The sequence below is a fragment of the Shimia sp. MMG029 genome, from assembly GCF_027947445.1.
Lineage (GTDB): Bacteria > Pseudomonadota > Alphaproteobacteria > Rhodobacterales > Rhodobacteraceae > Shimia.
The window spans coordinates 58,143-84,573 of record NZ_JAQJIM010000005.1; the positions used below are offsets into that span (position 1 = coordinate 58,143).

Sequence of the window (26,431 nt, forward strand, 5' to 3'; positions counted from 1 at the left end):
TTTATGTGTGAAATAATTTATGTGGCGTGGCCTGTTGGCTCATGAATATGTGAGTACGATCACTGTGGCGATGGCCAGCATGCCCGCGGTGACAAAACCAGTATACTCCAACGCGCTGAGAAATTTGCGTGTCATTGGGAGTGTCCTTTTCTGAATCAATGTGTCTGTACGATGGCGCCCGTTTAGGGGGTAAGCTAGCTCGCGAGAAGAATTTCATTCGCATGTCCGCTATGCGTGTTTGTGTTGGCTGTTGGCGTCGGATTCTCCGGTGTGAAAGCAGTTTCTTGGATGCATCGTCATTTTCTATTGGATTTTGGATCCAATTATTGTAGCTGGAGTGTCATAGGAGATTGTCCTTTTGAATCGCTAGTCAAGTGCGGTGGTTGTGAGGTCGATCTTCCGGGGGGTGCGCCCTCCTTATCCGTCAACATATGGCGCTTGCGCCAGCCTTCAGACAGGAGATCCCATGTCGACCACCGTTTTTGCTGGCACCATGCCCGCGCTGATGACCCCATGCAAAGAAGACCGCACACCAGACTATGATGCCCTGGTAAAGAAAGGTCATGACATGATCGAAGCCGGCATGTCGGCTGTGGTCTATTGCGGCTCCATGGGGGACTGGCCGCTGTTGTCCGATGAAGAGCGCATGACGGGCGTGGAGCGCCTTGTCGAAGCGGGTATTCCTGTTGTTGTGGGCACCGGTGCGATCAACTCCAAATCTGCTGTGGCGCATGCGGCACACGCGCAAAAAGTTGGCGCGGCTGGCCTTATGGTGATCCCGCGTGTTCTGTCTCGCGGCACATCGATGGCTGCGCAAAAGAACCACTTCAAAGCCATTCTGGAAGCGGCGCCTGATGTGCCGGCGATCATCTACAATAGCCCCGTCTATGGCTTTGCCACGCGTGCTGACCTGTTCTTTGCCCTGCGGGCAGAGCATAAGAACCTTGTTGGCTTTAAAGAATTTGGTGGAAAAGATGATCTGCGCTATGCCGCAGAACACATCACCAGCCAGGACGATCAGGTCACGCTGATGGTGGGTGTGGACACCGAAGTGTACCACGGGTTCGTAAACTGTGGCGCGACAGGTTCCATCACTGGTATCGGTACGGCCCTGCCAAAAGAAGCCCTGCTGTTGGCGTCGCTGTCGCAGAAAGCGGCACAAGGCAACGCAGAAGCGCGCAAGCGCGCGCAGGAGCTGGAAGAAGCCTTTGGCGTTCTGTCGAGCTTTGATGAAGGCACGGATCTGGTGCTTTACTACAAGTATCTGCTGGTTCTGAATGGTGAAGAAGAATACCGTTTGCACTTCAATGAAACCGATGTTCTGTCTGATGCGCAGCGCAACTATTGCGAGCAACAGTACACACTGTTCCGCAACTGGTTTGCCGACTGGAGCAAGCAGGGCGGGGTGATTGCTGAATGCATGTGATTGACAGTCACACAGGAGGAATGCCCACACGGGTGATCCTTGATGGAGGTCCGGACCTTGGGTCTGGGCCTCTGGCCGATCAGGCGCGCGCTTTGGCGACCGAGCATGAAGCGTTTTACAAATCCATCTTGCTTGAGCCGCGTGGGCAACCTGGCATGGTGGGCGCGCTGTTGGTGCCTGCGCAGGATCCGACGTGCGAAATTGGCGTGATCTATTTTGACGCCGATGCCGTTTTGGGTATGTGTGGCCATGGTACGATTGGGCTTGGCGTGACACTGGCGCATATGGGCCGCATTGGCGTGGGCACGCACCGGATTGAAACGCCGGTTGGGGTGATCTCGATTGATGTGCTGGACGCTAACACTGTGCGTGTGACGAATGTGGAAAGCCGACGTGTCAAAGCAGATGTGACTGTTGACGTGCCAGACTATGGCCCGATGACAGGCGATCTTGCCTATGGCGGAAATTGGTTTTTCATTGTTGATCCCAGCCCGATGCCGGTCAAAAGCGCGGATATTCGTGCGTTGACGGATCTGGCCATTGCCACGCGAGAGGCCTGTGTTGCGCAGGGTGTTGTGGGGGAAAACGGCGAGCTGGTGGACCACGTTGTGTTCCAAGGCGTGTCTCCGAAAGACGGAGTTCACAGCCGCAATTTCGTACTGTGCCCGGATGACGAATATGATCGGTCGCCCTGTGGCACAGGCAGTTCCGCGCGACTGGCGTGTCTCGCAGCATCTGGCCGCCTCGCGCCTGGCGAAGAGATCGTACAGGAAAGCGTGATTGGGAGCCCATATAGATTGTCTTACCAGATTGGCGAGGCAGGGGGCGTAATCCCAACGATTGTGGGGCAGGCCTACATTATGGCTGAAGGTACGCTCCTCTTTGGCGACGATGACCCCTTTAAGGCGGGCATTACTGACTAACTGGATCGGGCGCATCTGCGCTCGGTCAATTGCTTTTGCTCTCATTGGCTTGGGGGCATCTCAAAATAACCCGGGAGTTAGGGATGCAGGATGCGCACGAGATTGTCGTGATTGGTGCCGGCATTGTGGGCATCAGTGCAGCACTGGAGTTGCAGAGCCGCGGGCATCAGGTCACGGTTTTGGATCGCAAAGGGGTTGCGGCAGAAACCTCGCAAGGCAATGCGGGCGCTTTTGCCTATACTGATATTGTGCCGCTGGCGACGCCCGGCATCATGCGCAAAGCCCCCAAGTGGCTGTTTGATCCTTTGGGGCCATTGTCGGTGCCGCCACGCTACGCCCTCAAAATCGCGCCATGGATGTTGCGTTTCTGGCGGGCAAGCTGGCGCGATCGGTATCTGGCGTCCTTGTCGGCGCAATCGGTGTTGATGGATTTCAGCCGCGCGGCTTTGGAGCGCCAGATCGCAGCTGTGGACGGTGAGCCGATGATGCAGCGCGAAGGGCAGATTATGCTCTATGAGTCTGAGGCGGAATTGCGTGCCAGCATGCCTAGCTGGGAGCTGCGCAAGCAGCATCGGATCCCGTTTGAGCTGCTAAAAAGTGCAGACGCGATTGCAGAGATCCAGCCTGGACTGAGTCGTCAGTTCACCCATGCGGGCTATACGCCGACTTGGATGAACACAGTGGATCCCGCAGCCTGGACGCAGCATCTGGCGGATCAGTTTATGGCACGTGGTGGGCGGTTACAGATTGTGCAGGTCACAGATGTGCAGCCTCAAGACCAGAAGGTGCGGCTGGCCACGTCAGATGGTGAGATTGTCGCGAATAAGCTTGTGATCAGCGCTGGGGCCTGGTCCCATAAGCTGGCTGCCCGACTGGGGGACAAGATTCCGCTGGAAACGGAACGCGGCTATAATACCACGCTGCCCGAAGGGGCGTTTGATCTGCGTACGCATGTCACCTTTGGAGGGCATGGTTTTGTGATGACTCGCATCAATGGTGGTGTGCGCGTTGGTGGCGCAGTGGAGCTTGGCGGATTGGATCTGCCACCAAATTACAAGCGTGCGGATACCCTGCTTGCCAAGGCAAAGCGATTTGCCCCTGATCTGAACACGTCAGGGGGGACGCAATGGATGGGCTTCCGCCCTTCTTTGCCTGACAGTTTGCCGGTTATTGATCATGCACCGGGGGCGCGGCAGGTGATCTATGCCTTTGGCCATGGACATTTGGGACTGACCCAATCTGCGGGGACAGCCGAGCTTGTGGCTGCGCTGGTCGAAGGAAAAACGCCGCAAGTCGATATGTCGGCATTTGCCGCAACACGGTTCTAAGTTTGCGCCAGAACAACACTATAGAGGAGGCAGCATGCGCAGCAGCAAAACAATTCACGTGATTTCCGCCCATGCAGAAGGCGAAGTTGGTGATGTGATCGTGGGGGGCGTTTTGCCGCCGCCCGGTGAAACACTTTGGGAGCAGCGTCGGTTCATTGCGGAGGATCAGACCCTGCGCAATTTTATATTGAATGAGCCTCGCGGCGGTGTGTTCCGCCATGTCAACTTGCTGGTGCCTCCGAAACATCCAGAGGCCGATGCGGCTTGGATCATCATGGAGCCTGAAGACACGCCACCGATGTCGGGGTCGAATTCTATCTGCGTGTCTACCGTATTGCTGGATGGCGGGTTGATCCCGATGCAGGAGCCTGTCACCCATATGACACTTGAGGCGCCAGGCGGGCTCGTGCGGGTGCGCGCGGAGTGCAAAGACGGCAAGGCAGAGCGAATTTTTGTTCAGAATTTGCCTAGTTTTGCCGGGCAGCTGGATGTCGCACTTGAGGTCGAGGGGCTTGGCTCTATCACGGTTGATACCGCATATGGCGGTGACAGTTTTGTGGTGGTGGACGCAAAGGCACTTGGTTTTGAAATTGTCGAAAGCGAAGCTAAAGACATTGCGCAGTTGGGTGTGAAGATCACCAATGCGGCGAATGAACAGCTTGGGTTCCATCACCCAGAGACCCCTGATTGGAAGCACATTTCTTTCTGCGCGTTCTGCGGGCCGCTCAGTGAAACAGAGACCGGTCTGACTGGAAAATCCGCGGTGGCGATTCAGCCGGGTAAGGTGGACCGTTCTCCAACCGGCACGGCTGTATCGGCGCGCATGGCTTTGATGGCCGCGCGAGGGCAGATGACACAGGGGCAAACTTTTGAAGCGGAGTCCATCATCGGGTCGCGCTTCACAGGACGTATCGTTGACACGACAACAGTGGGCGGACAGTCGGCGATTGTCCCCGAGATTTCCGGACGCGGCTGGGTCACGGGCATTCACCAGCACATGCTGGATCCGTCGGATCCTTGGCCTGGTGGGTATCGTTTGCGCGATACCTGGGGTGCGTGACAGACAGATTTGAACAAAACGCCCAGCCAAGTGGCTGGGCGTTTCTTTTTAGGCTTTCAGTGCTACCAGATCGTCAAACAAGGTTTGGGGCACTTCAACATACCCACGCTCCAGATTGCGGGCGCGGGCGGCAAAGCGCCGTTGCGATGGCAATCGTGCGCCTTGGTCGACAATGTCGGCAAAGAGGCGTTCGGCGCGGGCATCATTGTCGGCCACGCGGCCATTGCTGAAATGGTTCGGATCAAACGCCAGAAGGACTTCGCCATGATAAGGGGCCCCGCCAGCGCCGTTGGCAAAGGCCATGCTCTCCATGCTGGTGAGATCGTCAATCAGGGGGCCTGCCAGCAACTCCACCATGATGGATAGCGCGGAGCCCTTGTAGCTGCCAAAAGTCAGCATGGCGCCATCCATCGCTGCTTGTGCATCGGTGGTTGGGTTGCCCGCTTTGTCAATCGCCACGCCTTCGGGCAGAGGTTTGCCCGCGCGCCGGTAGAGTTCAATCTCTCCGCGTGCAAAGCCGCTGGTCGCGAAATCGAATGTGAACGGGTCTTTGCCGATGCGGGGCCATGAGAACGCGATTGGGTTGGTGCCAAGGCTGCCACGCGTGCCGCCTGCTGGGGCCACCCAAGCGTGGCTTGGAACCATCGCCAAACCCGCTAGGCCTTCGTTCGAAAGGCGTTCTACCTCGGGCCACAGAGCTGAGAAATGGAAGCAATTGTTGATCGCCATTGCTGCCATTCCATGTTGTCGGGTCTTTTTGACGAGCGTTGGCAATGCCTTTTCAAATGCAAGCAATGACATGCCGCCTTTGGCATCGACGCGCACGATTGCGTTGTCGGTTTCTGCGAGTTCAGGTTTGACGTGGCCGTCGATCTGTCCCGCTTGCATGGTTTGCGCGCACATGAACAAGCGGAAGAGGCCATGAGACTGGCAATCGTCGAGCTGACATCGATATAGCATGTCAGTTATGGCGTCTGCGTGCTCTTGGCCATATCCGACAGAGGTCAAGACTTTCCGACAGAGCGTCTGAATGTCGTCGAGTTTCAGTTTTTTCATAGCGCTCATGAGAATTCCCTGATTTCGTTTTTGGTGCAGCGAGAAGATGTTGGGATATTGGATACAAAAATCACATTAATCCAGCAATCCAGATTTCAGGTTTTTTTGCCAATGTTTTCAGTGTAACTCTTCATTTGAGCGTATTGCATCCAAAATACAAAAGCGAAGACCAATATGTCAGCCACTCGTGCCGTTAAGAAGCAAAGCCTTCCTGAACTGATCACAAACGACTTGCGTGAGCGCATCCTAAGCGGGGATCTCAAGGAAGGTGAGGCTATTCGGCAGGAATTGCTCGCGGAAGAATATGAGGTTTCTAGGATGCCTGTACGGGAGGCGTTGAAGCGTCTGAGTGCAGAAGGTTTGGTGCAGTGGGAAAACAACCGTGGTGGGTATGTGATGAAACATTCCCTACGAGAGATCGGTGAGATTTTCGACCTGCGGGTTTTGCTGGAGGTAGATCTGTTTCGGCGAGCCATTCCAAAAATGGGCGCTTTGGAATTTGAAAAGTGCGAGGAAATCCTAACCGATATGGAGACCTCTTACCGTCAGGATGATGTGTCACGTTGGGGAAAGCTAAACTACGACTACCATTGTGCCCTTTACAGTGCAGCAGGGCGGCGGCTTTCTGATGAGATGCTCGCGCGTTTGAATGTGCACTCTGATCGGTATGTGCGCATTCATTTAAGTGTCATGCGACAGCGGGAGCCTGCGCAACAAGAGCATCGTAAGCTCTTGGAGCTTGCGCGTGCTGGCAATGTTGATGGGGCTTGTGAATTGCTGACTCGGCATATCACACGCACCAAAGCAGAGCTCTTAGAAATGATTGCAGCGCAGCGAAAGGATGAGGTTACTTAGCCCAACTTGGTATTGGCTTGTCGACAAGGGCGGGTTGTCACCGAAGTGATAATTGGATACAATATCCATAAATTTATTCACTACCGATGGATCCGAGCCTATGTCGTTCACACCTCACGGAAAACACTTGATTGCTGGCACTTGGAAAGAAGGTGCTGACACCTTTATGTCCAGTCCAGCCCATGGACCGAGCCATAAATTTGCCATTGGTAGCGTCTCAGATGTTGCTGCGGCTGCTGAAGCCGCTGAAAAGGCCTTCTGGAGCTTTGGGTACACAGCGCGGGAAACACGCGCGACCTTTCTAAACGCTATCGCCGATGAGATTGAAGCCCGCGCTGAAGCCATCACGGAAATTGGCACGCAGGAGACTGGGTTGCCTGAGGCGCGCTTGCAGGGTGAGCGAGGTCGTACGACAGGCCAATTGCGCCTGTTTGCCAGCCACATTCTGCAAGGCGACTATCTCGACCGCCGCCACGACGTTGCGTTGCCTGACCGGGCACCTTTGCCGCGTCCTGACCTGAAGATGGTGCAGCGCCCGATTGGGCCGGTCGCTGTGTTTGGCGCCTCAAACTTTCCCTTAGCGTTTTCCACGGCGGGTGGGGATACCGCAGCAGCGCTTGCAGCAGGTTGTCCGGTTGTTGTGAAAAGCCACTCCGCGCATCCAGGTACAGGTGAAATCATCGCAGAAGCCATTCACGCCGCCATTCAAAAGTGTGACATTGATCCTGGTGTTTTCAGCTTTATTCAAGGTGGAGACCGTGCGGTTGGCGCAGCGTTGGTGCAGCATCCTTTGATTAAGGCAGTTGGTTTTACCGGTTCTCTAGCGGGCGGTCGTGCCTTGTTTGATCTTTGCGCACAACGTGCAGAACCGATCCCGTTTTATGGCGAGCTCGGCTCTGTCAATCCGATGTTTGTCCTCGACAATGCACTCAGCAATCGCGGTGCAGAGATCGGCGCAGGTTGGGCAGGGTCGCTGACCATGGGCGCAGGCCAATTTTGTACAAACCCCGGTATCGTTGTGGTGAAAGCAGGGGCCGAAGCTGATGCTTTTGTTGCTGCGGCACAAGAAGCACTTGCGCAAGTTGGGGCGCAAACCATGCTGACCGATGGCATTGCGAACGCTTATCGCGACGGGCAGCGCCGCGTCGCTGAAACCAGCGGTGTTCAAGAGGTGTTGACCTCTGTTTGTGATCAGCGTGACGCGACACCGTATCTCTATAAAACAACGGCAAAAAACTGGCTGGACAACCATGTCCTAGCCGAGGAGGTGTTTGGGCCCCTTGGCGTTGTTGTGGAAGTCGATGACATCGAAGAAGCGCGCGAGATTGCCCGGAATCTGCAAGGTCAATTGACGTGTACGCTGCACATGGACGATGCGGATATGACAGACGCTCAGAGCCTAATGCCGATTTTGGAGCGCAAGGCGGGTCGCCTGCTGGCCAATGGTTTCCCGACCGGCGTTGAGGTGTCTGATACGATGGTTCACGGTGGGCCGTACCCTGCGTCTACAAACTTTGGTGCAACATCCGTGGGTACACTGTCGATCCGCCGTTTCCTGCGACCGGTCTGCTATCAAAATCTTCCAGATGTGCTGGTGCCTGAAACCGGCGCCTAATCTCGCGGCCTAACTTAACATTCTGCGCTTTCCATATGCTATGAGCTTGGGATCTGGAGAGTGCGTCATGTTTGCATGTGCTGGAACTTGATCTGCGCAGATGCGGCAGTACTTGATAGAGAGCAACGCCCTTAGTTTATCGGGCCCGCCACTTGGCTTGGCGGGCCTTATTTACACACGAACCTACGTGCGTATAAAATCAGAGCAACGGTCACCAATCATGATCGATGGAGCATTGGTGTTTCCATTGGTAATCGTCGGCATGATGGAGGCATCCGCGACACGCAGTCCGGCGATGCCATGCACCTTTAGTTGGGCATCGACCACAGCCATATCGTCTGAGCCCATTTTGCATGTCCCCACTGGGTGGTAGATTGTTTGTACGTTGTCGCGCAGCCAGTCCCGTATCTGTTCATCAGTTTGTACCGACGCGCCCGGGAAGCGTTCCGCGCCACGGTATGGATCCATTGCGGGTTGCGTCATGATTTTGCGTGCAATTTTGACGCCTTCAAGCATCACTTCGAGGTCATGTGGATCGCCAAAGCAATTCGGATTGATGTTGGGGGGCATCTTGGGATCTGTGGAGCTTAGAGTCAGTTCTCCAACCGATTTTGTTCCGACGATGCCCGGCAGCAGTGTAAAACCCTCGGTGCCATCTGAGGGGTTTCCCGCACCATCAGAGACGAACCATGTTGGAGTGAAATGAAATTGCAAATCGGGAGCGATCGCTCCGTCCATGACGGTGAGGTATCCGCCTGCTTCCCCGATATTGGATGTCAGTAGCCCCATGCCCTTTTCTGTCAGTAGTTTGGCTTGCTCTGGGGCTGTCGCATTGGCGAGCGTGACAGGTTGTGTGCATTCGTAGGCGACAGGTGCCATGAAGTGGTCTTGAAGATTTTTGCCCACGCCTGGTAAATCTAATTCGACATTTATGCCGAGGGTCTCTAGATCCTCTTTTGGTCCAATGCCAGACAGCAAGAGGATATGTGGTGACCCATAGGCGCCTGCGGAAAGGATTACTTCCGAAGTTGCGAACACGTCAAAGGCTTCACCGCCAGCCTCAAATCGAACGCCCTTGCAGTGACCATTTTCGATAATCAGCCGATGCACCAAGGCTTCAGCTTGAATGGCGAGGTTGTCGCGTTCGAGTGCAGGGTGCAAAAATGCGACGGCTGATGAGTTGCGGAACCCACCTTTTTGGGTGACTTGGTAAAAACCGAAGCCTTCTTGATCATAGCCATCATTAAAGTCTGTGCGCGCTGGATACCCTGCTTCGAGTGCCGCATCTAGCATGGCTTGGCTGGTCGGATTTGGATCACGAAGGTCTGCGACATTGAGCTCGCCACCAACGCCATGCGCCTCATCTGCGCCGCGCTCGTTGTTTTCAAAGCGTTTGAAGACCGGCAGTAGATCAGCGTAACTCCAACCGGGGTTGTCTTTGCCCCAATCGTCAAAGCCTGCCGGGTTCCCGCGTTTATAGATCATGGCATTCATAGAGCTGGTGCCGCCATACATTTTTCCGCGTGGAGTGTAGAGCGTATTGCCCTTGGCACTTTCCTGAGGCGTTGTGATGAAACCCCAGTCTAGTTCAGTGCCAAACAGGTTTGGAAACGCAGCAGGTATGTGAATAAACTGGTTTTCGTCCGGCGGGCCTGCTTCCAACACAAGCACCGACTTGTCAGAGTCTTCTGAGAGGCGCGCGGCGAGGGCACACCCTGCTGAGCCCGCACCGATGATGATGTAGTCATAGCTCTCTGCCGCCTGTGCCGCTGCGTGGCGTGCGCCGAGCGTCAAAGGCGCGCTTGCTGCTATCCCAAGCGCTGCAGTGGCTCGCAAGAATGATCGGCGCGACATGCGCCCGTTCTCAAAGTCGGCGCGTAAAGCGCGCTGTTGTTTCCCGGTACCTGTCGACGTCATCTTATCCTCCCTAATCAGATGCGTTAATATGTTGAATGTCGTCCCTCAGCTTTGGTTCGAACCCCGTAAAGTGAGCAAGTCGGTCTGGGGTTTGTCCAGTCTAAAAACCCTCGTTTAAGATGAGAGACCATAGACTTTGGTCGCGACTTTGGTGTGGGAGGAGCTGGAAATGGTCAAAGCGCATCAGGAGACGAGCACTTATTTTGCAGGTTTTAGTAGTAAGAGCTACAGGATTTTTTGGGCCTTCAAACGGTATTCTCCGTTTGAGTACCTCTATGTGCTGTAGTTTGTCAGCGCCAACTGCTTGGTGCGTCCTAAGGTTGAAGCGCTCCGCTGGGGGCAACCTTATCATCAAAAGCTGTCTGTGAAGTGGAATCCAATAAATTGTGGATTCTTCGGCGTGAGAGGCTCCCAATAGGAGCCTCTTTTGGGTCAATAGACTAAACTGAACTGCAAGCGTTGAGAGGCGTCAAACTGGCATTTTTTCGTGTTCACATCGATACAAACCAGAACCGCCATTTACTGTCTTCAGAACAGTTGTACGTCGCCAATGCTTGCCTCTGCTGCAGGTTTCTTGGACGCGATGCGCTGTGCGGATTCCTCTTCGATCAGACGTGTGTCTTTCATGAAGCGACGTTGTATGCGTCCGCCAACTGGCCAGAACCGCAAGTTGCGACCGCGCTGTCCGCCAAGGCAACAGTCCACCAACTCGAACCCTTCGTTTTTGACAAACCAGGTTGCAAACTCTGCGTTTTTGGTGCCAATGTCGATGCGGCTATTGAACATCTTCGCACCTCCCAGCAGTTTGACACGTAGTCGCTCACGGCGTGCACCTGCTTGAATGAGCCCATTCACCAAGAGTTCCATTGCGTGCACACCATGGCTCATGCCGCCATTGGAGCCAGTCTCGGTCCCTGGCAATAGGAAGTGGTTCATACCTCCAACACCGGCGACTTCGTCCCACATACAAGCGGCCACGCAGGAACCGAGAATGGTGGTCATCACAAGCTGAGGATCGTTTGAAACCTGCACATCTCCCTGCAGGAGGGGCTGCACGTTAAATCCCTTTATCGCTTCTGCTTCTGCTAGGCTCATAACGCGTTCCGTTCTTCAGATTGGCTTTTCAAGACTTCTGATCTTGAATGTTTAGGGCTCTTGGGGACGACGGAGTTCAAAAATCTTCCCAACCTTCGCTTGAGAGGTCGTTCATGTCTTGGTTCACTGCCGCCGCCTTTGGTGTGGCAGAGCGTGATTTGAATTCGACAACCGGTGCGCCTTGCGCAGTGTCAGATTTTTGTCTGGCAGGTTTTTGTGTTGTCACGCTGGCTTTCGTTTTCTTCTTCTTTTCGGCCTTTGGTGTCGATCCTGCGGCTTTCTTAGACTTTTTAGTTAGCGCCTTGGTGTCTTTTGCGACGTCGTCATCCCATTCTTTTGCCTTGGCTTCTACCTCTGCGGTTGACTTGGGATCCGCAGGCTTAGGCTTAGGCTTTTGGTTTTCAACAGGATTTTCTTGCGCATTCTTAGGAGACGGTTTTTTGGCCTCTGGTCTTTTTGGTGTGCCCTTGTCGGCTGGCGCAGCGGATTTTGTAGGTGGTGTGGTCTCTGTCAAACGGAAGCTGTGCAATACATCAGTCATGCGGCTCGCTTCACTCGACAGATTGCGCGTGGCGGCAGAAGCTTCCTCAATCATAGCCGCATTCCGCTGGGTGACGCGGTCCAGCTCAGTGACGCTTTCCTTGATCTCTACAAGGTTGTCGGCTTGATCGCGCGATCCGGTCGCAATCTGAGAGACCAGCTCTGATGCTTGGTTGACGCCTGTGATGATCTCTTGCAGTGCTTCGCCCGCTTTGTTGACGAGGTCACTTCCTTTGGTGACCTGTTCCCCGGAGCGGTGAATAAGATCCTTGATTTCATTCGCCGATTCCGACGCGCGTTGTGCAAGTGCGCGGACTTCAGATGCTACCACGGCGAATCCGCGTCCTGCCTCTCCTGCACGCGCGGCTTCAACACCAGCGTTGAGTGCAAGCAGATTGGTTTGGAAGGCGATGTCATCAATCACACCGATGATTGCGGTGATCTGTTCGGAGCTTTCCTCGATATTGCGCATTGCCGCGACAGTGAGTTCGACCACTTCACCACCTGCCTGTGCTTGTGCACGGTTGCGGCCAATGAGCTCGCTTGCATCGGCTGCGTTGCCTGCGGTTTGCTCCACAGAGCTGCTAAGCGTTTCAATTGCAGCAGCAGATTCTTCAAGAGTCACGGCTTGCGCTTCTGAACGTTTGGACTGATCGACAACGCTTTCGGAGATTTCCTGGGCGCTTGAGCGCACAGATTCCGCTGTTTGCGATGCGGTGGACAACACGCCGTGGAGATTTTTCTGAACGGCGTTAAAGTCGTCGCAGATTTTGATATGGTCTTCTTTCAGGTCTGAAAATTCAGACTTATCTATTTTGCGACCCACCTGACCATTTGCAATCTCTGCCAAGCCTTCTGCCAAACGGGAGAAGACCTTTTTTAAGGCGTCATCTTCTTTGGCCCGAAGCTTGCGAGTTTCTTGCTCATCAGCCAAGCGTTCCTTGAAAGTTTCAAGGCGTTGCGCGATTAACCCGATTTCGTCGTTGCGGTCCGTATAGTCGATTTCGACGTCGAAGTTATGGTCTGCAATTTCTTCTACGACCACGCTGAGGTCTTTGATCGGGCGGCTGACGACCCGAGCAAGCTGATAGATGATCAACCCAATCGCAAGCAATGATGCAAGCGCTGTGCGGGTCATATCGATGATCACTTCAAACAGTGTTTCAGCGCGCGCGTTAGAAATGTCGATTGCGTAGTTGAATTGACCAACAACGCCTCTGGCGCCGGGGGCTTCTATTGCGATTTGACCAGCATAGACGTCACCATCCAGCATAGCGTAAGGCTCTCCCGTTTCGCCAGAAACGGAGTGCACGGTTGAGAGCGCCGTTTCCACCGCCGCATCGCGTGTACCTTCTTGGTTGAAGCTATAAAGCAGCTCGCCCGCAGGAGAAAAAACTTCAAGGGCTGCAAACTGTGGATCTTTCTCAATCAGCTTCGCAACTGTTGCCTGGATACGCTCGGGATCTTGAAACTGTGTTGGTGCTATGAGCTGCGTCGAAAAGAGATCGACAACGAGCTCATAGCGTTTCGCCAAACGTTTTTCGGTATTACTTTGCTCTAGAAAATACTCCACGACTGTTCCTACAGCCAAGCCCAAGAAGGCACATACGGCAACTGTCCAAAACAGTTTGGCTTTGATGCTGGTGCCTGCAGATTGGCGGTGCGTCGGAGAATTATTGGTCATTTTTTTGTCCTAGAGGTAGCCGCAATACGAAAGGGAAGGCTGAAGCCCTTTAGATCGAGGCGCCTTTCTGCGTGACTTGAGAAGCTTTGCCAGACAGTTCTGCGAGGCAACGATCGGTGTTGTCATGGAAGTTTTCGAGACGCGCAATAATACCGTCCAAGCCGCTATCGACATCGCGCATGCGTCCGCTCTCAACTTTGCAAAGCAGCTTCACAACGTCCAGACCATTGATCCGGCGGCGCAAACTGCGGCAGATGTCGGGGATGGATTTGCCGATTGAAGAGATTTCAATAAGCCGCGCGCGGCTTTTATTTTGCAACTTTTCACGATGCTCCTGGAGCATGCGAACATCGTCGTCGATGCAGGTTTTTTGTTTTTTCAAAGCTTCGCAGGCCTCGCTAAAGAGCTGCGAGGATTGAAGTGTTGTACGCCCTTGCAGGACAGCACTGTGCATCTGTTGCAAGGCGCCCGTTTCAGGGTCATGGAGACGCCCGACGAGGCCATGCATTTCTTTGGCCATCGCATCGTAGTTCTGCGAGATTGTACCAAGCGCGGCGCCAGCACCTTCAAGACGCCCTGCCAAAATGCGTAGATTCACTGGCTCGCCACGGACGCGTTCAAACCCCTGTTCTATGTTATTGACCAGTCCTTGCATGTCGCTGATGAGCGTCTCGAGTTCATCCATTGCGGCAAATGAATTGACCAAATCGGCGCTCATGCGATCCCGATTTTTGAATTCGGCATTCAAAGCATAACTTGTGTAAGCGTCCAGGTTTGCGAAACCTTCTTCTTGCAGCATTGCCTTAAATCTGTTCGCGCTTTGCTCCGGTGTGAGACCGTTCGCTTCTTCCCTCAGGAGCTCGGCATAGAGCTTTTTGGTTTTTTCAAAGAGCTCTGTTTCCGGTTTGATGCGCGAAGACAGGTAACCGTTTTCGGTATGCGTCATAACCGCGAGCACCCAATAGTAGTCGCCGTTTTTTGTGCGGTTCTTAACGTATGCACAGAGCGGCAGGCCGGCTTTGAGGGTTTCCCAGACCAGGTAGAACACGCCTTTGGGCATGTCTGGGTGACGCACAATTTTGTGCGGTGCTCCCATCAGCTCTTCCTGGCTGAAACCCGCGACTTCACAGAACGACTCGCTGGCGAAGGTGATTACCCCGCGTTGGTCGGTCGCAGAAACGAGGATTTTTTCGGCAGGAAACCGAACTTCGGTTTCCGCGTTGTCCGTACCGGTGCTGGCGATCTTGGTCATGGCGTTCATGAGAGACATCCCAATATTTCGTTGCTGAGCGCGAGGGGCTCAGAAGAGGTTAACAGTGCCTGCATCAGGCGACATTTCGGTGGTTGTTGCTGCGTCCGAAAGACGAGACTTGAGATAGTCCAGACGGACGCTGTCCTGCAGATCCTGCACATTGAGATCTGGGCCAGCGCCAATCAGTTTGGACATGTTGCCAAGCAAAACCGCGATGTCATCAAGATGCTGAAACAGCGCATCAACACGTTGCAGATCCCGGATCTTTGACTGATCTGCGCCGCTTAAATCCAACTCACTGGTCAGATTGTCCAATGCATGTGCAATGGATGCGAGATCAGCCACGTCTTCAGCGATCGTGCTCAATACATCTGCGGTGGTACGAGTGGTCATACGCAATCCCCCAATGAAGCCCCTTACAGGGGCCCCACGACCTTCTCGATGCAGGCTTTCAACTGAGCGGTCTGGAACGGCTTCTTAATGAAGTTGTTCATGCCGAGTTGGACACCTTTGTTGATCGTTTCTGGATCGGCCCGACCTGTGATCAGGATAAAACCCGTACGGGCGGTCGCTTTGTTGGAACGGATGCCCTCCAGCAGCTGCAGACCGTCCATGCCTGGCATGTTGTAGTCAGACAGGATCAGGTGAACCGGTTTGGCGCCAAGGCTGCGCCATGCGTTCGCACCGTCGTTTTCTGTGCGGTAGTTGACGATCCCGATTTCATCGAGCGCCTGCGTGATGAGACCACGACTTGTGGACATGTCGTCCACTACCAAGATATGTAGCTTATCTTTCAAGCTCATTTTGAGTTCCCCATGTGCATTGATGCGTTTGCGGACGTGCCGCCGACGCGGGAGGTGCTTGTCGAAAAGACGCCGCGTCCCACTGTGTGGAACATGTCTGCATGTTCCGGTCCAATCCCCTCGGAGTGACCCAGGAACAGCAGACCATCTTGGCAAAGTTGTTCACCAAACCGGCGCCAAAGGCGGCTTTGGGTTGGTGCATCAAAATAGATCGCAACATTGCGACACATGATGATGTCAAACTTGCCCTTGAACGGCCACTCACCGTGCAAGTTGAGGCGTCTAAAGCTGATCAGGTTGCGCGCTTTGTCGCTTACTGAACTTCGGTCTCTCGCCCCCTCGTGGGGGGAGAAATATTTGTTGGCCTGCCCATTGGGCAGAGAGGTTGTGGATGACGTTGGATATACGCCACGTTTGGCCGTGGCCAAAATTTCGGTGTCGATATCCGTTGCCAGTATTTTCACATCCAGACTTTCGGCTTCCGGGCAGGCATCCAAGACATGGAATGCCAGACCGTAAGGCTCTTCCCCGCTGGAACATCCAGCAGACCAAATTCTCACGCGTTTGCCGCGGCGTGCCTTAGCCATGAGATTTGGCAGAAACTCTTCTGCCAGTTGCTCGAAATGATGCCCCTCGCGATTGAAGCGCGTCATGTTGGTCGTATAGGCGCTCACAAAGCGCGATTGTTCGTCTTTGCCCTGCGGGGACAACATGTAGTCGATGTATGCGTCAACAGAGTCAAATCCGGTGGCGCGCAGGCGCTTAGACAATCGAGAGGCAACCATCGTACGCTTGTGGGGTTGCAGGTCGATGCCCATCATCTCCCGCACAAGCTGTGCAATGCGGGTGAAGTCCGCATCACTGATTGTTCCCTCTTCAAGGGTATGTTGCGCCATCTCGTTCATGCTGCTGACAGAGCTTCCTGAGGCATAATCTGGTGTACGTCGATTGCACGCACGATGGTCTCTTCCAGCGTGTAGACCCCACGGATGAAGGCGGCGGTTCTGGAGGAGGACACTTCGGGTGTTGGCTTCATCTCTTCGGTGTTCACAGTGATGATGTTGGAAACTGCATCTACCAGGAAGCCCACGCTCTTCTCATCAATGTGCGCGATGATGATCACATGGCGCGATTCCGGGATCGTTTTGCCAAGGCCAAGGCGCATGGACAGGTCGATCACCGGCAGCACGGCGCCGCGCAGGTTCATCATGCCAACGACGTAGTCAGGTGCGTGGGGCAGGGTAGTTGTGCTGGTCCAGCCACGAATTTCAAGGACGTGTCCGATGTCGAGGCAGAACGCCTGTTCACCGATGGTGAAAGACACGATTTCGATACGCTCATCGGTCGTTTCAATGGTTGCTTGTTCAGACATAAGAGTTCACCTCTACAAGTTCGGACCCTTTGCGCAGTCCTGGGTTGCCATTGCCCGGTGAGGGGATCATTTGGTCGGTGTCCACGATCAGGGCGATTTTGCCGTTGCCGAGGATGGTGGCCGCTGCGATGCCGGGGATTGAGTGATAGTTTTGCTCCAGACCCTTAATCACAACTTCACGTTGCTCAACGATGCCGTCGACTGCCAGCGCAGAGCGTCGGCCGGACTCGCCTTCAATCAGCAAAAGTGATTGATTGCTCAGATCTTCCAGCGAGCTACGGAAACCTAGCGCTTCGCCCAGATCCACAATCGGTAGCATCGAGTCATTTACGGACAGTCCGCGATCTCCATCACAGAAGTCATGAATGTTCGCCTGACCCGGCTGAAGTGTCTCGCGCAATGCAACAGTGGGTACCACAAGGGATTCACCTGCGACTTCGATGAGCATGCCTTCCATAACCGCGAGAGTCAGCGGCAGAGAGATGGTGATCGTGGTGCCTTTTCCTGGCTCAGATTGCAGGTTGATGCGACCGCCAAGCGCCTGAATTTCAGAACGCACAACATCCATACCAACACCGCGGCCAGACAGCTGTGAAATCTCATCCGCGGTTGAGAAACCCGGACGGAACAGCAGGTTGTCGATATCGCTATCGGTCAGATCGTCCTCGGGGCGCACAAGACCCTTTTCTTCGGCCTTGCGGCGCACTTTCTCACGGTTGACGCCAGCGCCATCGTCAGAGAGTGAGATCACAACCCGGCCAGAGCGGTGCGCGGCTTCGAGCTTGATTGTGCCCATTTCCGGCTTGCCAGCGGCGATACGATCCTCAGCCTTTTCAAGGCCGTGGTCCACCGAGTTCCGGATCATGTGCGTCAGAGGTTCAACCAGACGCTCGGTCACAGTTTTATCAACCTCAGTGGCTTCGCCTACCATCACCAATCGAGAGGTCTTGCCTGCTTGACGGGAGGACTCACGCACGATGCGGCTCATACGCTGGAACAAGCCGCGTACAGGTTGTGCGCGAATGGCCATAACGCTTTCCTGAAGCACACCGGACAGAGTTTTAAGCTGTCCAATAGCTTCGCTGACGGCGCTGTTGGCTGACACAGGCAATTCGTTCATGGACTGGCGCAACATTGCTTCGCTGATCACAAGCTCGCCAACGAGGTTGATCAAGCGGTCAACGCGGTTCAGATCCACACGGATTGTGCTGTTGCGCGGCTCAGAGGACTTTTTTCCACCGTCTCCACCTTTGGCCTCCTGCTTGGCGTCCTTTTCAGGAGCTTCGGCCTTTGCAGAGGGTTTGGCGGGCTTAGCTGCAGGTTTGGCTGGTGGCTCCGCTTCAACGACTGGAGCTGTTTCCACCACTGGTGCAGCTTCGGCGGCAACTTCCATGATCTCGAGTGTGCACTGCCCTTCAACGAATTCGAAGATTTCCCGAATTGTGCTTTCGTCGATTCCATCATCAGGACGTAGTGTCAAAGTCCAAGAAATAGCTGCTGGAGCTTCTTGCAGGCTTTCCAATGTAGCGACGCCAGAAATATCGGCCTCAACCGTCATCTCGCCCATCTCGCCCAGAGCGCGGAACAGCAATGCTGGGTCGTGGCCGCGTGCATAGAGAACCGGATCAGCTGAAAACTTGACGATGAAATGCGTTGCGCCTTCGCTGACAGGTTCCAGAGAGGGCAAACCAGGCAGGTCACCGGGGCCATCACCGCCCAGATCAAGATCCAACCCAACATCCAATGTCAGGGCAACGAAGTCATCGGAAGATACTTCGGACGCGTCTTCCTCTTCAGCTACGCCGCCATTGGCGTTTTGCGTGACAAGCTTCAGATCGGAAAGAACGGATGCGCCTTCGCTATCCGGGAGATCATTGTCTTCGCGGGCCGCATCTACCAGATCGCTCAGGTGGTCAAAGCCCGAGAACATCAAAGCGGTGATGTTTGGGTCCACGTCGATCTTGTTGGAGCGCAAATCGTCCAGAACATTTTCAAAAGCGTGGGCAAATTTGATCAGGCGATCCAGGCCAAACGCGCCTGCGCCCCCTTTGATGGAATGCACAGAGCGGAACATCGCGTTGATGGTCTCCGCATCTGAGTTACCGTTCTGGAGATCATCCAGACCGGTCGACAGAACCTCTAGAAGGTCGTCGCATTCCTCAAAGAACATGTCACGAAGGTCGGACATTTTTCAGTTCCTTTCAGACAACCAGACGATTGATGATGGCAACCAGTTTTTCGGCATCAAATGGTTTGACGATCCAACCGGTTGCGCCAGCGGTACGAGCACGCTGTTTCAGTTCTTCGCCACTTTCGGTGGTGAGAACCAGGATTGGCAGAGAGGCGCACTCAGGACGCGCACGCACACCTTCGATCATGCCAAAACCATCAAGGCGTGGCATGTTGATGTCAGTAATAACGAGATCAGGGTTAGACCCACCGAGTTTGTCCAAACCATCAATGCCGTCCTCGGCGAGGTCTACATCAAATCCAGCGTCGGTGAGCGCGGTCTGAATCATCGCACGCATTGTGCGCGAGTCATCAACAGCAAGAATCTTGGTGGTCATGCGTCGGCCCTTTCAAGAAGAGTGGACTGGGGCAGGCCAAGCCGCTCCATGCCCTTTAGAAAGTCATCGGATGGCTGGCGGAGCTCGAAGCCGAGACCGCGTGCGGTCCATTCGGCTTTAGTTGCCAGCAGAAGCTCAGCACCAGCGCCTCCCAGAAACTCCACGTGGAGCGCATCCAAGGCCAATGGTTGTCCGCGTGAAGCTTCGATAGCTTGGCGCAGTTCTGAGCAGTGGGCGAAATCCAGCTGCTGCGGAAGCGCGATGCAGTCTGGTTGTGAGGTTGAATTTGCTGTGTTCATGGGTTTGGTCGATACCGTTTCGGACTGGCTGATTTGAGGCAACCTAAGCCGGGATGCCTTAACACCGCGTTACCCGTTCCAATTCTCTCAGCCACAGGGTTTGGTTTTGTGAAAAGGTGTAAGCTTGTGTGCGGATTTTCCAAAGAAATTGATCTTAAGATGTTGATAAATAGGAATATAAATTCTGTTCTATGCGAGCATGTCTGCATGTTGGTTGCGGTTATAAAATGAACCAACTCTGAAGGAAAAACTGCACATCTTGGGTGACTGGCTGGGCAGATTATCTGCAATGCGAAACGCCGGAATCAGCGATTCCGGCGTTTCAAAAAATGGACAGTGGCCTTCTGGATGCCGGCGTGGTGTCCCGGTTCCCTTAGAGCGCCATAAGAAGTGCGTGTGGCACCAGAGTCTGTCTAAGTATCGGAAAACTGAGCTAGAACTTTAGAGAAGTTATCCACCCCTTGGGCACCTGACATGGCGAATTTTCCGTCAAATATCATGGTGGGTACGCCAGTTACGCCACGCGAAGTCCAAAACGCTTCTTTTTCACGCACCACGCTTGCAAAACTCTGATCCGCAAGGGCTGTTTCAGCTTTATCAAGATCAAGGCCGATCGTTTCGGCAACTTCGAGCAACACATCTTCACTGCTGACATCAAGCCCCTGCGTGAAATAGGCCTCAAAAAGCGCCAACTTCAGATCTTGAGCTTTTCCTTCATCGCTGGCCAAGTGAATAAGCTGGTGAGCGTTGAACGTATTGTAGATACGGCTGGCGTCTGACCATAGAAAATTGATGTCGAGTTCAGCCCCAATTTTTGTCAGCTGCTCACGTGCGGCATCGGATTGTGTGGCGGAAGAGCCGTACTTTCGCATAATGTGTTCGCGCAGGTTTTCGCCTTCTGGCTCCATGTCAGGGTTGAGTTCGAAAGGATGCCAGTAAGTTTCGATTTCGATACCTGTGGCGGTTGCCGCGTTCAGAAGTTGGCGATATCCCACAATGCACCATGGGCAGACGACATCGGAAACTATGTCTACGCGGATCGGAGTCTTGATCATAGGGTGGTCCTGTTCGTTGCTGAACTTCGATCTGGTTGCTCTTTGGCAACCATACAAGGGGGCTCAGTTCACGGAAGCGTGCCCAGCCAGAGCCAGATGGTGATCACAGAAAACGCGGTGCCGATCAGAACAGTGGAAGCTGCGACCCGCATGGCGCGACCGTACATATTCGCAAAAAGATAGGCATTTATGCCCGGCGCCATGGACGCGGTGACCACCGCAGAGCGGATATTGTCGACAGAAAGAGAGGACCACGTGCCAAACGCGACCGTCAACGCTGGGTGCAGACCAAGGGAAACAGCGCAACAGAACAAAATGGTGCGCATGTCTCCTTCTGGGCGATAGCGAAACAGCACGCCACCCATCCCAAACAGCGCAGCCGGCAGGGCGGCCGACGCCAGGAGGTTCACCGCATGTGTCAGGGGGTCTGGCATTGGGATTTTGCCGAGATTCACAACAAAGCCGAGCGCGATCCCCAAAATGAGTGCATTTGAGAACATTGCTTTCAACACAGTTGGGACAATGCGTGCCTTGCTGCTGTGACGTGCGCGTATGATTTCCATGGTTGCGATGCCAAGGCCGTAGCAGAAAGGCGCGTGGATCGAGATGATGGCGTAGTTTCCGGTTAGGCTGTTTTCACCATAGGCCCGCTCCATGATGGCCAGCCCTAAGAGAAGGGAGTTTGAAAACAGACAAACGAACCCGATTGCTGTGGCGTCTTCCCAATCACGGCCAAACAGGTATTTGGCCCCGAGCATACCCGTTAAAAAACAGATGAAGGCCGCGCCGTAAAAACTGCCCAGAAGGGCGGAGTTATATTCCGCAGCCAGATCAAGTGTCGAAATCGCGCGAAACAGCAAAACGGGTACTGCAAAATTTGTGGCAAACCGCATCAACCCATCGACGTTAGAGGCGCTAAAATAGCCTCTCCATGCGGCGAGATACCCAAAGCCAATCAGAATAAAGACCGGCATGATCACCGATATCAGGGTTTGCATGGGGCCGGCCTTTAGGTGCTATTCTTAGAGATCGACGGTGATTTTCAGCCCGTCAAACGCTGGTGTGATGTGATCCGGCGTCTCTGCGGCAACCGCTTCGTAGTCCAGATCGATGTGCATATTGGTAAGAACTGCTCGGTTCGGAGCCAGTGCCTCGATCCATTCAAGAGCTTGATCCAGATGGGCATGGGTTGGATGAGGCGTGCGTCTGAGCGCGTCGACAATCAGGCAGTCCAGATCTTGCAGCTGATCCCAGGCGGCATCGTAGATTTTTGAAACGTCCGGCATATAAACAACGTCGTTCACTCGGAAAGCCAGCGCATCAATGCTGCCATGATCGACGCGGATTGGTTGAAGCGAAATGTCTCCGCCTGCGCCGCTCACAGTAAAGGCCACGTCATCAATCGTGTGCATTTCAAGGATCGGCGGATAGGGCGAGTCTGCTGGCTGCACAAAGGCATAGCCAAAGCGTGAGAGCAGGTCGTTTTGGGTGGCTCCATCCGCCCAGACTTTGACACGCTGGCGCATGTTGTAGACCACCATGCGCAAATCATCGATGCCATGGACATGATCTGCGTGGGAGTGGGTGTAGACGACGCCATCCAGAGCACTAATATTTTCTGATAGAAGCTGCTCGCGCATATCAGGCGAGGTGTCGATCAAAACAGTGGTTTTGCCATCTTCGGTTTCCCGTTCCACCAGCATGGAGCAGCGGCGGCGGCGATTTTTTGGATTGTTGGGATCACAGTCCCCCCAATGCCCGCCAATGCGTGGCACACCGCCGGAGCTGCCACATCCAAGAATGGTGAAAGTCAGACGTGCGCTCATGCAGCTGCGGCTTTCAATTGCGCCTTGCTGAACAGACGCTCAAAATTCGCCTGCGTCTGCGCAGCAAACGCAGCATAGTCCATGCCGAACACCTCTGCGCCAATACGGGCGGTTTTTTCGACATAGGCAGGCTCGTTGCGCTTGCCGCGATAGGGCGGGGGCGCAAGATAAGGCGCGTCGGTTTCCACAAGGATGCGATCAACAGGTGCGGCAGCGAAGATGTCGCGCACTTCTTGCGAGCGGGGGAAGGCCGCAATGCCGGACATCGACAAATAGAAGTCGAGATCTAGCATTTGCTCTGCGAGCTTGGGGCCGGAGCTGTAGCAGTGCATGACGCAGCCAAAGGCACCGGCTTTGTGTTCTTCGGTTAGGATCTGGGCCATGTCCTCATCCGCATCGCGGCTGTGGATGATCAGTGGCAGGCCGGTTTGACGTGCCGCTTCGATGTGAATGCGCAGAGAGACCTGCTGCACATCTTTGCTGTCCGCCGTGTAATGGTAGTCGAGACCCGTTTCACCAATCCCAACCATTTTGGGATGCTGCGCGATCGCGACCAGCTCTTCTACGCTGGTCATCGGTTCTTCTGCCGCGCTCATTGGATGGGTGCCCGCCGCATAAAAGATTGGCGTGTGGGCTTCGGCAATCGCACGCACGCTCGGTTCATTCCGTAGTTTGGTGCAGATGGTGACCATGCGCGTCACGCCCGCTTCTGCGGCACGGGCGAGTGTTTCCTCAAGCTGGCCCTTAAAATCTGGGAAGTCGAGGTGGCAATGGCTGTCAGTGATTTCAGGTAGGTCAGTCAAGGCTTAGGCCACCGCTGTTTCGTGAATCTTAAAGACCGTATCAAGGACCAAAGAGGCGGGGTCAAGGTTGACCGATTTGCCATGCTGTGTTCGATCTGAAATTTCTTGCGCCGTTTGCGCCCATTGGCGTGCTTTGTAGGGCGAATGCGCCAGTTGGCTGAGAATTTGGGCTTCATTCGGAACCGCTTCCACAGCTGGCGGCTGGCCAAGCGCGCCGGTGCGGGCGAGGCGCAACAAAAACAGATCCAGCAAGGTCAGCAGCATTTCAAATCGGTTCTCTGCACCGCGTCCTGCCATGGAATTGGCGAGGTTGAGGGCACGGGGCCTGTCAAAGCCCTGACGGGTCGCAAACAGCGCCAACAATTCACTATAAAGCGCCAGACCATCCTGTTGTAGGAGGCGCAGTGCCTCACCAACCGAGCCACCGGCAAGTTCAGAAAGGGCTGGGGAGTCCGCCGCATCAAAACCTGCTTGGCTGAGGGCGGTCTGCATATCTTCCGGCGACAGTGGGTTCAGGCGCAGCTCGCGACAGCGGGAGCGGATCGTCGGCAACAGGCGTGATGGCTGATGAGAAATCAGCAGCATGACAGTGCGGGCAGGGGGCTCTTCGAGCATTTTCAGCAGCGCGTTTGCCGCGTTGACGTTCATCTCATCGGCACTGTCGACAATCACCACACGGCGTCCGCCGTCTGCCATGGACATATGCAGGAACCCGCTGAGGTCGCGCACTTCGTTGACGCGGATCTCAGAGGCAAATTTGCCTTCCTGACGAGATTTATCTCGCGCACTGTCGGTGCTTCCAGCCCAGCCTCGACGCAGCAGAAACACCCCCGGCTCGGAAAGCGCTCTGATCCGGTGGGAAACCGGATGATCCGGATCTACATTCAGGGAGGTATGTGCGGGCGGAGCATTGCCAAACAGCCCGCCTTCGTTCTCCGGTGGCAGAGTCAAAAGGAAACGCGCGATGCGCCATGCCAATGTGGCTTTTCCAACACCTTTGGGGCCGCTGATCAGCCAGCCGTGATGCAGGCGCTGAGAATTCACAGCGGTCAGAAAATCGGCTTCTGCGCTGTGTTGCCCATAGAGAGCAAAGGTTTCTCGTGGGTGGGGTGCGCCGTCGACGCGATCTGGCTCAGGAAGCTGCTCTTCGCTCACGCTGCCAGATCCTTGAGGTGGTTTGAGACAGCGGAGAGCACATCCTCAGCCACCGCATCTTGCGTGCGCGCGCCGTCAATCACCACAAACCGTTCGGCATATTCCTGTGACAAATCAAGGAAGCCTTGACGCATTTGCCGCTGCAGGCCTTCGCCAAAGTCCTCAAAACGCTCTTCAGAGGTGTTGCGCGATTTTGCCCGTTTCAGCCCCTCAGCCGGATCCATGTCGATCAGAATTGTCATATCGGGCTCTCGCCCGATCATCAGGCCATGCAGCTTATCGACAATCGCACGCAGATCGCCGCGAGACAAACCTTGATACATGCGCGTGCTGTCGGCAAAGCGGTCACAGATGACCACTTTTCCTGCGGCAATCGCTGGCAGGATTGTGCGTTCTAAGTGGTCCCGTCGTGCTGCGGTGAAGAGCAGAATCTCGGTTTCCGCCGACCAGCGATCCGGGTCGCCCTCAAGTACCAGAGAACGGATTTGTTCTGCGCCTTCCGAACCGCCCGGCTCTCGTGTCAGAACAACCTCATGCCCCTGATCTTGAAGCGCCTTTGCAAGTTTCTTGGCCTGTGTTGATTTGCCGGAGCCATCGATGCCTTCGAAGGTGATAAAGCAACCTGTGGTCACGATGCGTCCTCTACAAGCAGTCCAAACTGGGACATTAACACGCTGGAGGCCGCACGCAGGCGCACGCCGAAGCCGCCTTCTGGCACGTCAGCCTCTGCAACCAGTGGAATGCGCATTTTTGGCAAACCTTCCGGGCTCAAAACCAACTCGGCAAGTGGCTGGCCTTTGGTGATTGGCGCCTCGATAGGGCCTGTATAGATGACCTCTCCGTCGACTTTTCCGCGCAACAAAACTGGGAGCAAGACATCTACATCCTCGGCGGGCACAAGGCCGACTCGAGGAGTCTTGCCCATCCAAACATCTGCCTCGGCCAAGCGTTCGCCTTCGCGGATTAGGGTCGTTTCTGAAAACTGGCGAAAGGCCCAGTTGACGATTTGCTCGGACACTTCCGCGCGCTCATTTACTGTATCCAGTCCAGAAAAGGCGAAAATCACACGGCGCTTGCCTTGCTTGGCGGAGCCGACCAAACCGTATCCTGCCTCTGCCGTATGGCCGGTCTTTAGGCCATCTGCGCCGATATTCAGTCGCAATAGTGGGTTGCGGTTTTGTGTGTTTTTCGGTGCGCGGCCATCAAATGCAAATTCGGTTTCCGAGAACATCGGATAAAATTCGGGGAAATCTGCAATCAGATGATTGGCCAGCAATGCAAGATCGCGCATGCTCATCCGGTGTCCTGGGGCAGGCCAGCCGTTAGAATTTGCAAAGGTGGAATTGGTCATGCCCATCTGACGTGCGCGCAGTGTCATCTGGCGGGCAAATCCCGCTTCGGTGCCATCTGGGCTCAGAGTTTCGGCAATCACAGCGCAGGCGTCATTACCCGACAGCACGATGATACCACGCAGCAAATCTTCGACGGACACGCGGTCTGTCGTGTCCAAAAACATAGTGGAGCCACCATAATTCATCGCATGTTGCGACACGGGCAGCTTTTCCGTCATGCTTAGTCGACCATCGCGGACAGCCTCAAAAGCCATATACAGGGTCATCAACTTGGACATGGACGCAGGCGGCAAGGCTTCATCAGCGTTTTTGGCCATCAAAACCGTGCCTGTGGTCTGATCAATGACAAAGGCCGCCTTTGCTTTGGTTTCAAAGGCAAAAGCAGAGGTCGCAAAGCTGAGCGCCAGAGCGCCTGAAATGACAAATTTCAATGCGGATCGTAGCATAG

Annotated in this window: 25 protein-coding genes; 6 read left to right on the plus strand and 19 right to left on the minus strand. The window is 54.6% G+C overall.

What is annotated here, in order from left to right; all coding sequences use genetic code 11:
* Positions 1-466 precede the first annotated feature (466 nt).
* From PJL69_RS13055 to PJL69_RS13070, 4 genes are all read left to right on the plus strand, one after another.
* On the plus strand, positions 467-1,426 hold the full coding sequence (locus PJL69_RS13055; protein ID WP_271310049.1) for a dihydrodipicolinate synthase family protein: 960 nt from the start codon (positions 467-469) through the stop codon (positions 1,424-1,426).
* Positions 1,417-2,349, plus strand: coding sequence for a 4-hydroxyproline epimerase (locus PJL69_RS13060; protein WP_271310050.1), 933 nt, complete (start codon positions 1,417-1,419; stop codon positions 2,347-2,349). The genes PJL69_RS13055 and PJL69_RS13060 overlap by 10 nt, the downstream gene beginning before the upstream one ends.
* Before the next feature lie 83 nt (positions 2,350-2,432).
* Complete coding sequence (locus tag PJL69_RS13065; protein ID WP_271310051.1) at positions 2,433-3,677, plus strand: NAD(P)/FAD-dependent oxidoreductase; 1,245 nt, start codon at positions 2,433-2,435, stop codon at positions 3,675-3,677.
* A 34-nt stretch (positions 3,678-3,711) separates the two neighbouring features.
* Positions 3,712-4,737, plus strand: coding sequence for a trans-3-hydroxy-L-proline dehydratase (locus tag PJL69_RS13070; protein ID WP_271310052.1), 1,026 nt, complete (start codon positions 3,712-3,714; stop codon positions 4,735-4,737).
* A 48-nt stretch (positions 4,738-4,785) separates the two neighbouring features.
* Here PJL69_RS13070 and PJL69_RS13075 read toward each other — a convergent pair whose 3' ends face one another.
* On the minus strand, positions 4,786-5,802 hold the full coding sequence (locus PJL69_RS13075; protein ID WP_271310053.1) for an Ldh family oxidoreductase: 1,017 nt from the start codon (positions 5,800-5,802) through the stop codon (positions 4,786-4,788).
* Positions 5,803-5,967: 165 nt separating this feature from the next.
* On the opposite strand from PJL69_RS13075, the gene PJL69_RS13080 reads away from it, so the two are divergent.
* Both PJL69_RS13080 and PJL69_RS13085 read left to right on the plus strand, forming a co-directional pair.
* Positions 5,968-6,648, plus strand: coding sequence for a GntR family transcriptional regulator (locus PJL69_RS13080; protein ID WP_271310054.1), 681 nt, complete (start codon positions 5,968-5,970; stop codon positions 6,646-6,648).
* A 100-nt stretch (positions 6,649-6,748) separates the two neighbouring features.
* Entirely contained in the window at positions 6,749-8,263 is a 1,515-nt protein-coding gene (locus tag PJL69_RS13085) for an aldehyde dehydrogenase (NADP(+)) (protein WP_271310055.1), read from the plus strand.
* Positions 8,264-8,446: 183 nt separating this feature from the next.
* On the opposite strand, the gene PJL69_RS13090 is transcribed toward PJL69_RS13085, so the two are convergent.
* From PJL69_RS13090 to PJL69_RS13175, 18 genes are all read right to left on the minus strand, one after another.
* Positions 8,447-10,180, minus strand: a complete 1,734-nt coding sequence (locus PJL69_RS13090) for a GMC family oxidoreductase (RefSeq protein WP_271310056.1) — start codon at positions 10,178-10,180, stop codon at positions 8,447-8,449.
* A 528-nt stretch (positions 10,181-10,708) separates the two neighbouring features.
* The gene (locus PJL69_RS13095) at positions 10,709-11,275 is read right to left on the minus strand and encodes a chemotaxis protein CheD (protein ID WP_271310057.1); all 567 of its coding nucleotides are present in this window, start codon (positions 11,273-11,275) and stop codon (positions 10,709-10,711) included.
* A 76-nt stretch (positions 11,276-11,351) separates the two neighbouring features.
* Positions 11,352-13,499 (minus strand): methyl-accepting chemotaxis protein, encoded by a 2,148-nt coding sequence (locus PJL69_RS13100; RefSeq protein WP_271310058.1) that lies wholly within the window; start codon positions 13,497-13,499, stop codon positions 11,352-11,354.
* A gap of 49 nt (positions 13,500-13,548) precedes the next feature.
* Positions 13,549-14,760 (minus strand): PAS domain-containing protein, encoded by a 1,212-nt coding sequence (locus PJL69_RS13105; RefSeq protein WP_271310059.1) that lies wholly within the window; start codon positions 14,758-14,760, stop codon positions 13,549-13,551.
* A gap of 39 nt (positions 14,761-14,799) precedes the next feature.
* Positions 14,800-15,144, minus strand: coding sequence for a hypothetical protein (locus PJL69_RS13110; RefSeq protein ID WP_271310060.1), 345 nt, complete (start codon positions 15,142-15,144; stop codon positions 14,800-14,802).
* A 23-nt stretch (positions 15,145-15,167) separates the two neighbouring features.
* The gene (locus tag PJL69_RS13115) at positions 15,168-15,554 is read right to left on the minus strand and encodes a response regulator (RefSeq protein ID WP_209101536.1); all 387 of its coding nucleotides are present in this window, start codon (positions 15,552-15,554) and stop codon (positions 15,168-15,170) included.
* On the minus strand, positions 15,551-16,450 hold the full coding sequence (locus PJL69_RS13120) for a CheR family methyltransferase (protein WP_271310061.1): 900 nt from the start codon (positions 16,448-16,450) through the stop codon (positions 15,551-15,553). Before PJL69_RS13120 ends, PJL69_RS13115 begins: the two co-directional genes overlap by 4 nt.
* Positions 16,451-16,455: 5 nt before the next feature.
* Complete coding sequence (locus tag PJL69_RS13125) at positions 16,456-16,926, minus strand: chemotaxis protein CheW (protein ID WP_209101547.1); 471 nt, start codon at positions 16,924-16,926, stop codon at positions 16,456-16,458.
* Positions 16,919-19,114, minus strand: coding sequence for a chemotaxis protein CheA (locus tag PJL69_RS13130; RefSeq protein WP_271310062.1), 2,196 nt, complete (start codon positions 19,112-19,114; stop codon positions 16,919-16,921). The genes PJL69_RS13125 and PJL69_RS13130 overlap by 8 nt, the downstream gene beginning before the upstream one ends.
* 13 nt (positions 19,115-19,127) lie before the next feature.
* Positions 19,128-19,493 (minus strand): response regulator, encoded by a 366-nt coding sequence (locus tag PJL69_RS13135; RefSeq protein ID WP_209101552.1) that lies wholly within the window; start codon positions 19,491-19,493, stop codon positions 19,128-19,130.
* Positions 19,490-19,792: an STAS domain-containing protein gene (locus PJL69_RS13140; RefSeq protein WP_271310063.1), complete on the minus strand. Its 303-nt coding sequence runs from the start codon at positions 19,790-19,792 to the stop codon at positions 19,490-19,492. Before PJL69_RS13140 ends, PJL69_RS13135 begins: the two co-directional genes overlap by 4 nt.
* 413 nt (positions 19,793-20,205) lie before the next feature.
* A complete protein-coding gene (locus tag PJL69_RS13145) occupies positions 20,206-20,847 on the minus strand; it encodes a DsbA family oxidoreductase (RefSeq protein WP_271310064.1) in 642 nt (213 codons plus the stop codon).
* Between the two features lie 68 nt (positions 20,848-20,915).
* Positions 20,916-21,845: an AEC family transporter gene (locus PJL69_RS13150; RefSeq protein WP_271310065.1), complete on the minus strand. Its 930-nt coding sequence runs from the start codon at positions 21,843-21,845 to the stop codon at positions 20,916-20,918.
* Between the two features lie 24 nt (positions 21,846-21,869).
* Positions 21,870-22,673 carry an MBL fold metallo-hydrolase gene (locus tag PJL69_RS13155; RefSeq protein WP_271310066.1) on the minus strand — a complete coding sequence of 268 codons (804 nt, stop codon included), beginning with the start codon at positions 22,671-22,673 and terminating at the stop codon, positions 21,870-21,872.
* On the minus strand, positions 22,670-23,476 hold the full coding sequence (locus PJL69_RS13160; RefSeq protein WP_271310067.1) for a TatD family hydrolase: 807 nt from the start codon (positions 23,474-23,476) through the stop codon (positions 22,670-22,672). The genes PJL69_RS13155 and PJL69_RS13160 overlap by 4 nt, the downstream gene beginning before the upstream one ends.
* A gap of 3 nt (positions 23,477-23,479) precedes the next feature.
* Positions 23,480-24,631 (minus strand): DNA polymerase III subunit delta', encoded by a 1,152-nt coding sequence (locus PJL69_RS13165; protein ID WP_271310068.1) that lies wholly within the window; start codon positions 24,629-24,631, stop codon positions 23,480-23,482.
* Positions 24,628-25,263 (minus strand): dTMP kinase, encoded by a 636-nt coding sequence (gene tmk / locus PJL69_RS13170; RefSeq protein ID WP_441347496.1) that lies wholly within the window; start codon positions 25,261-25,263, stop codon positions 24,628-24,630. Before tmk ends, PJL69_RS13165 begins: the two co-directional genes overlap by 4 nt.
* Complete coding sequence (locus tag PJL69_RS13175) at positions 25,260-26,429, minus strand: D-alanyl-D-alanine carboxypeptidase family protein (protein ID WP_271310069.1); 1,170 nt, start codon at positions 26,427-26,429, stop codon at positions 25,260-25,262. The genes tmk and PJL69_RS13175 overlap by 4 nt, the downstream gene beginning before the upstream one ends.
* Positions 26,430-26,431 lie beyond the last annotated feature (2 nt).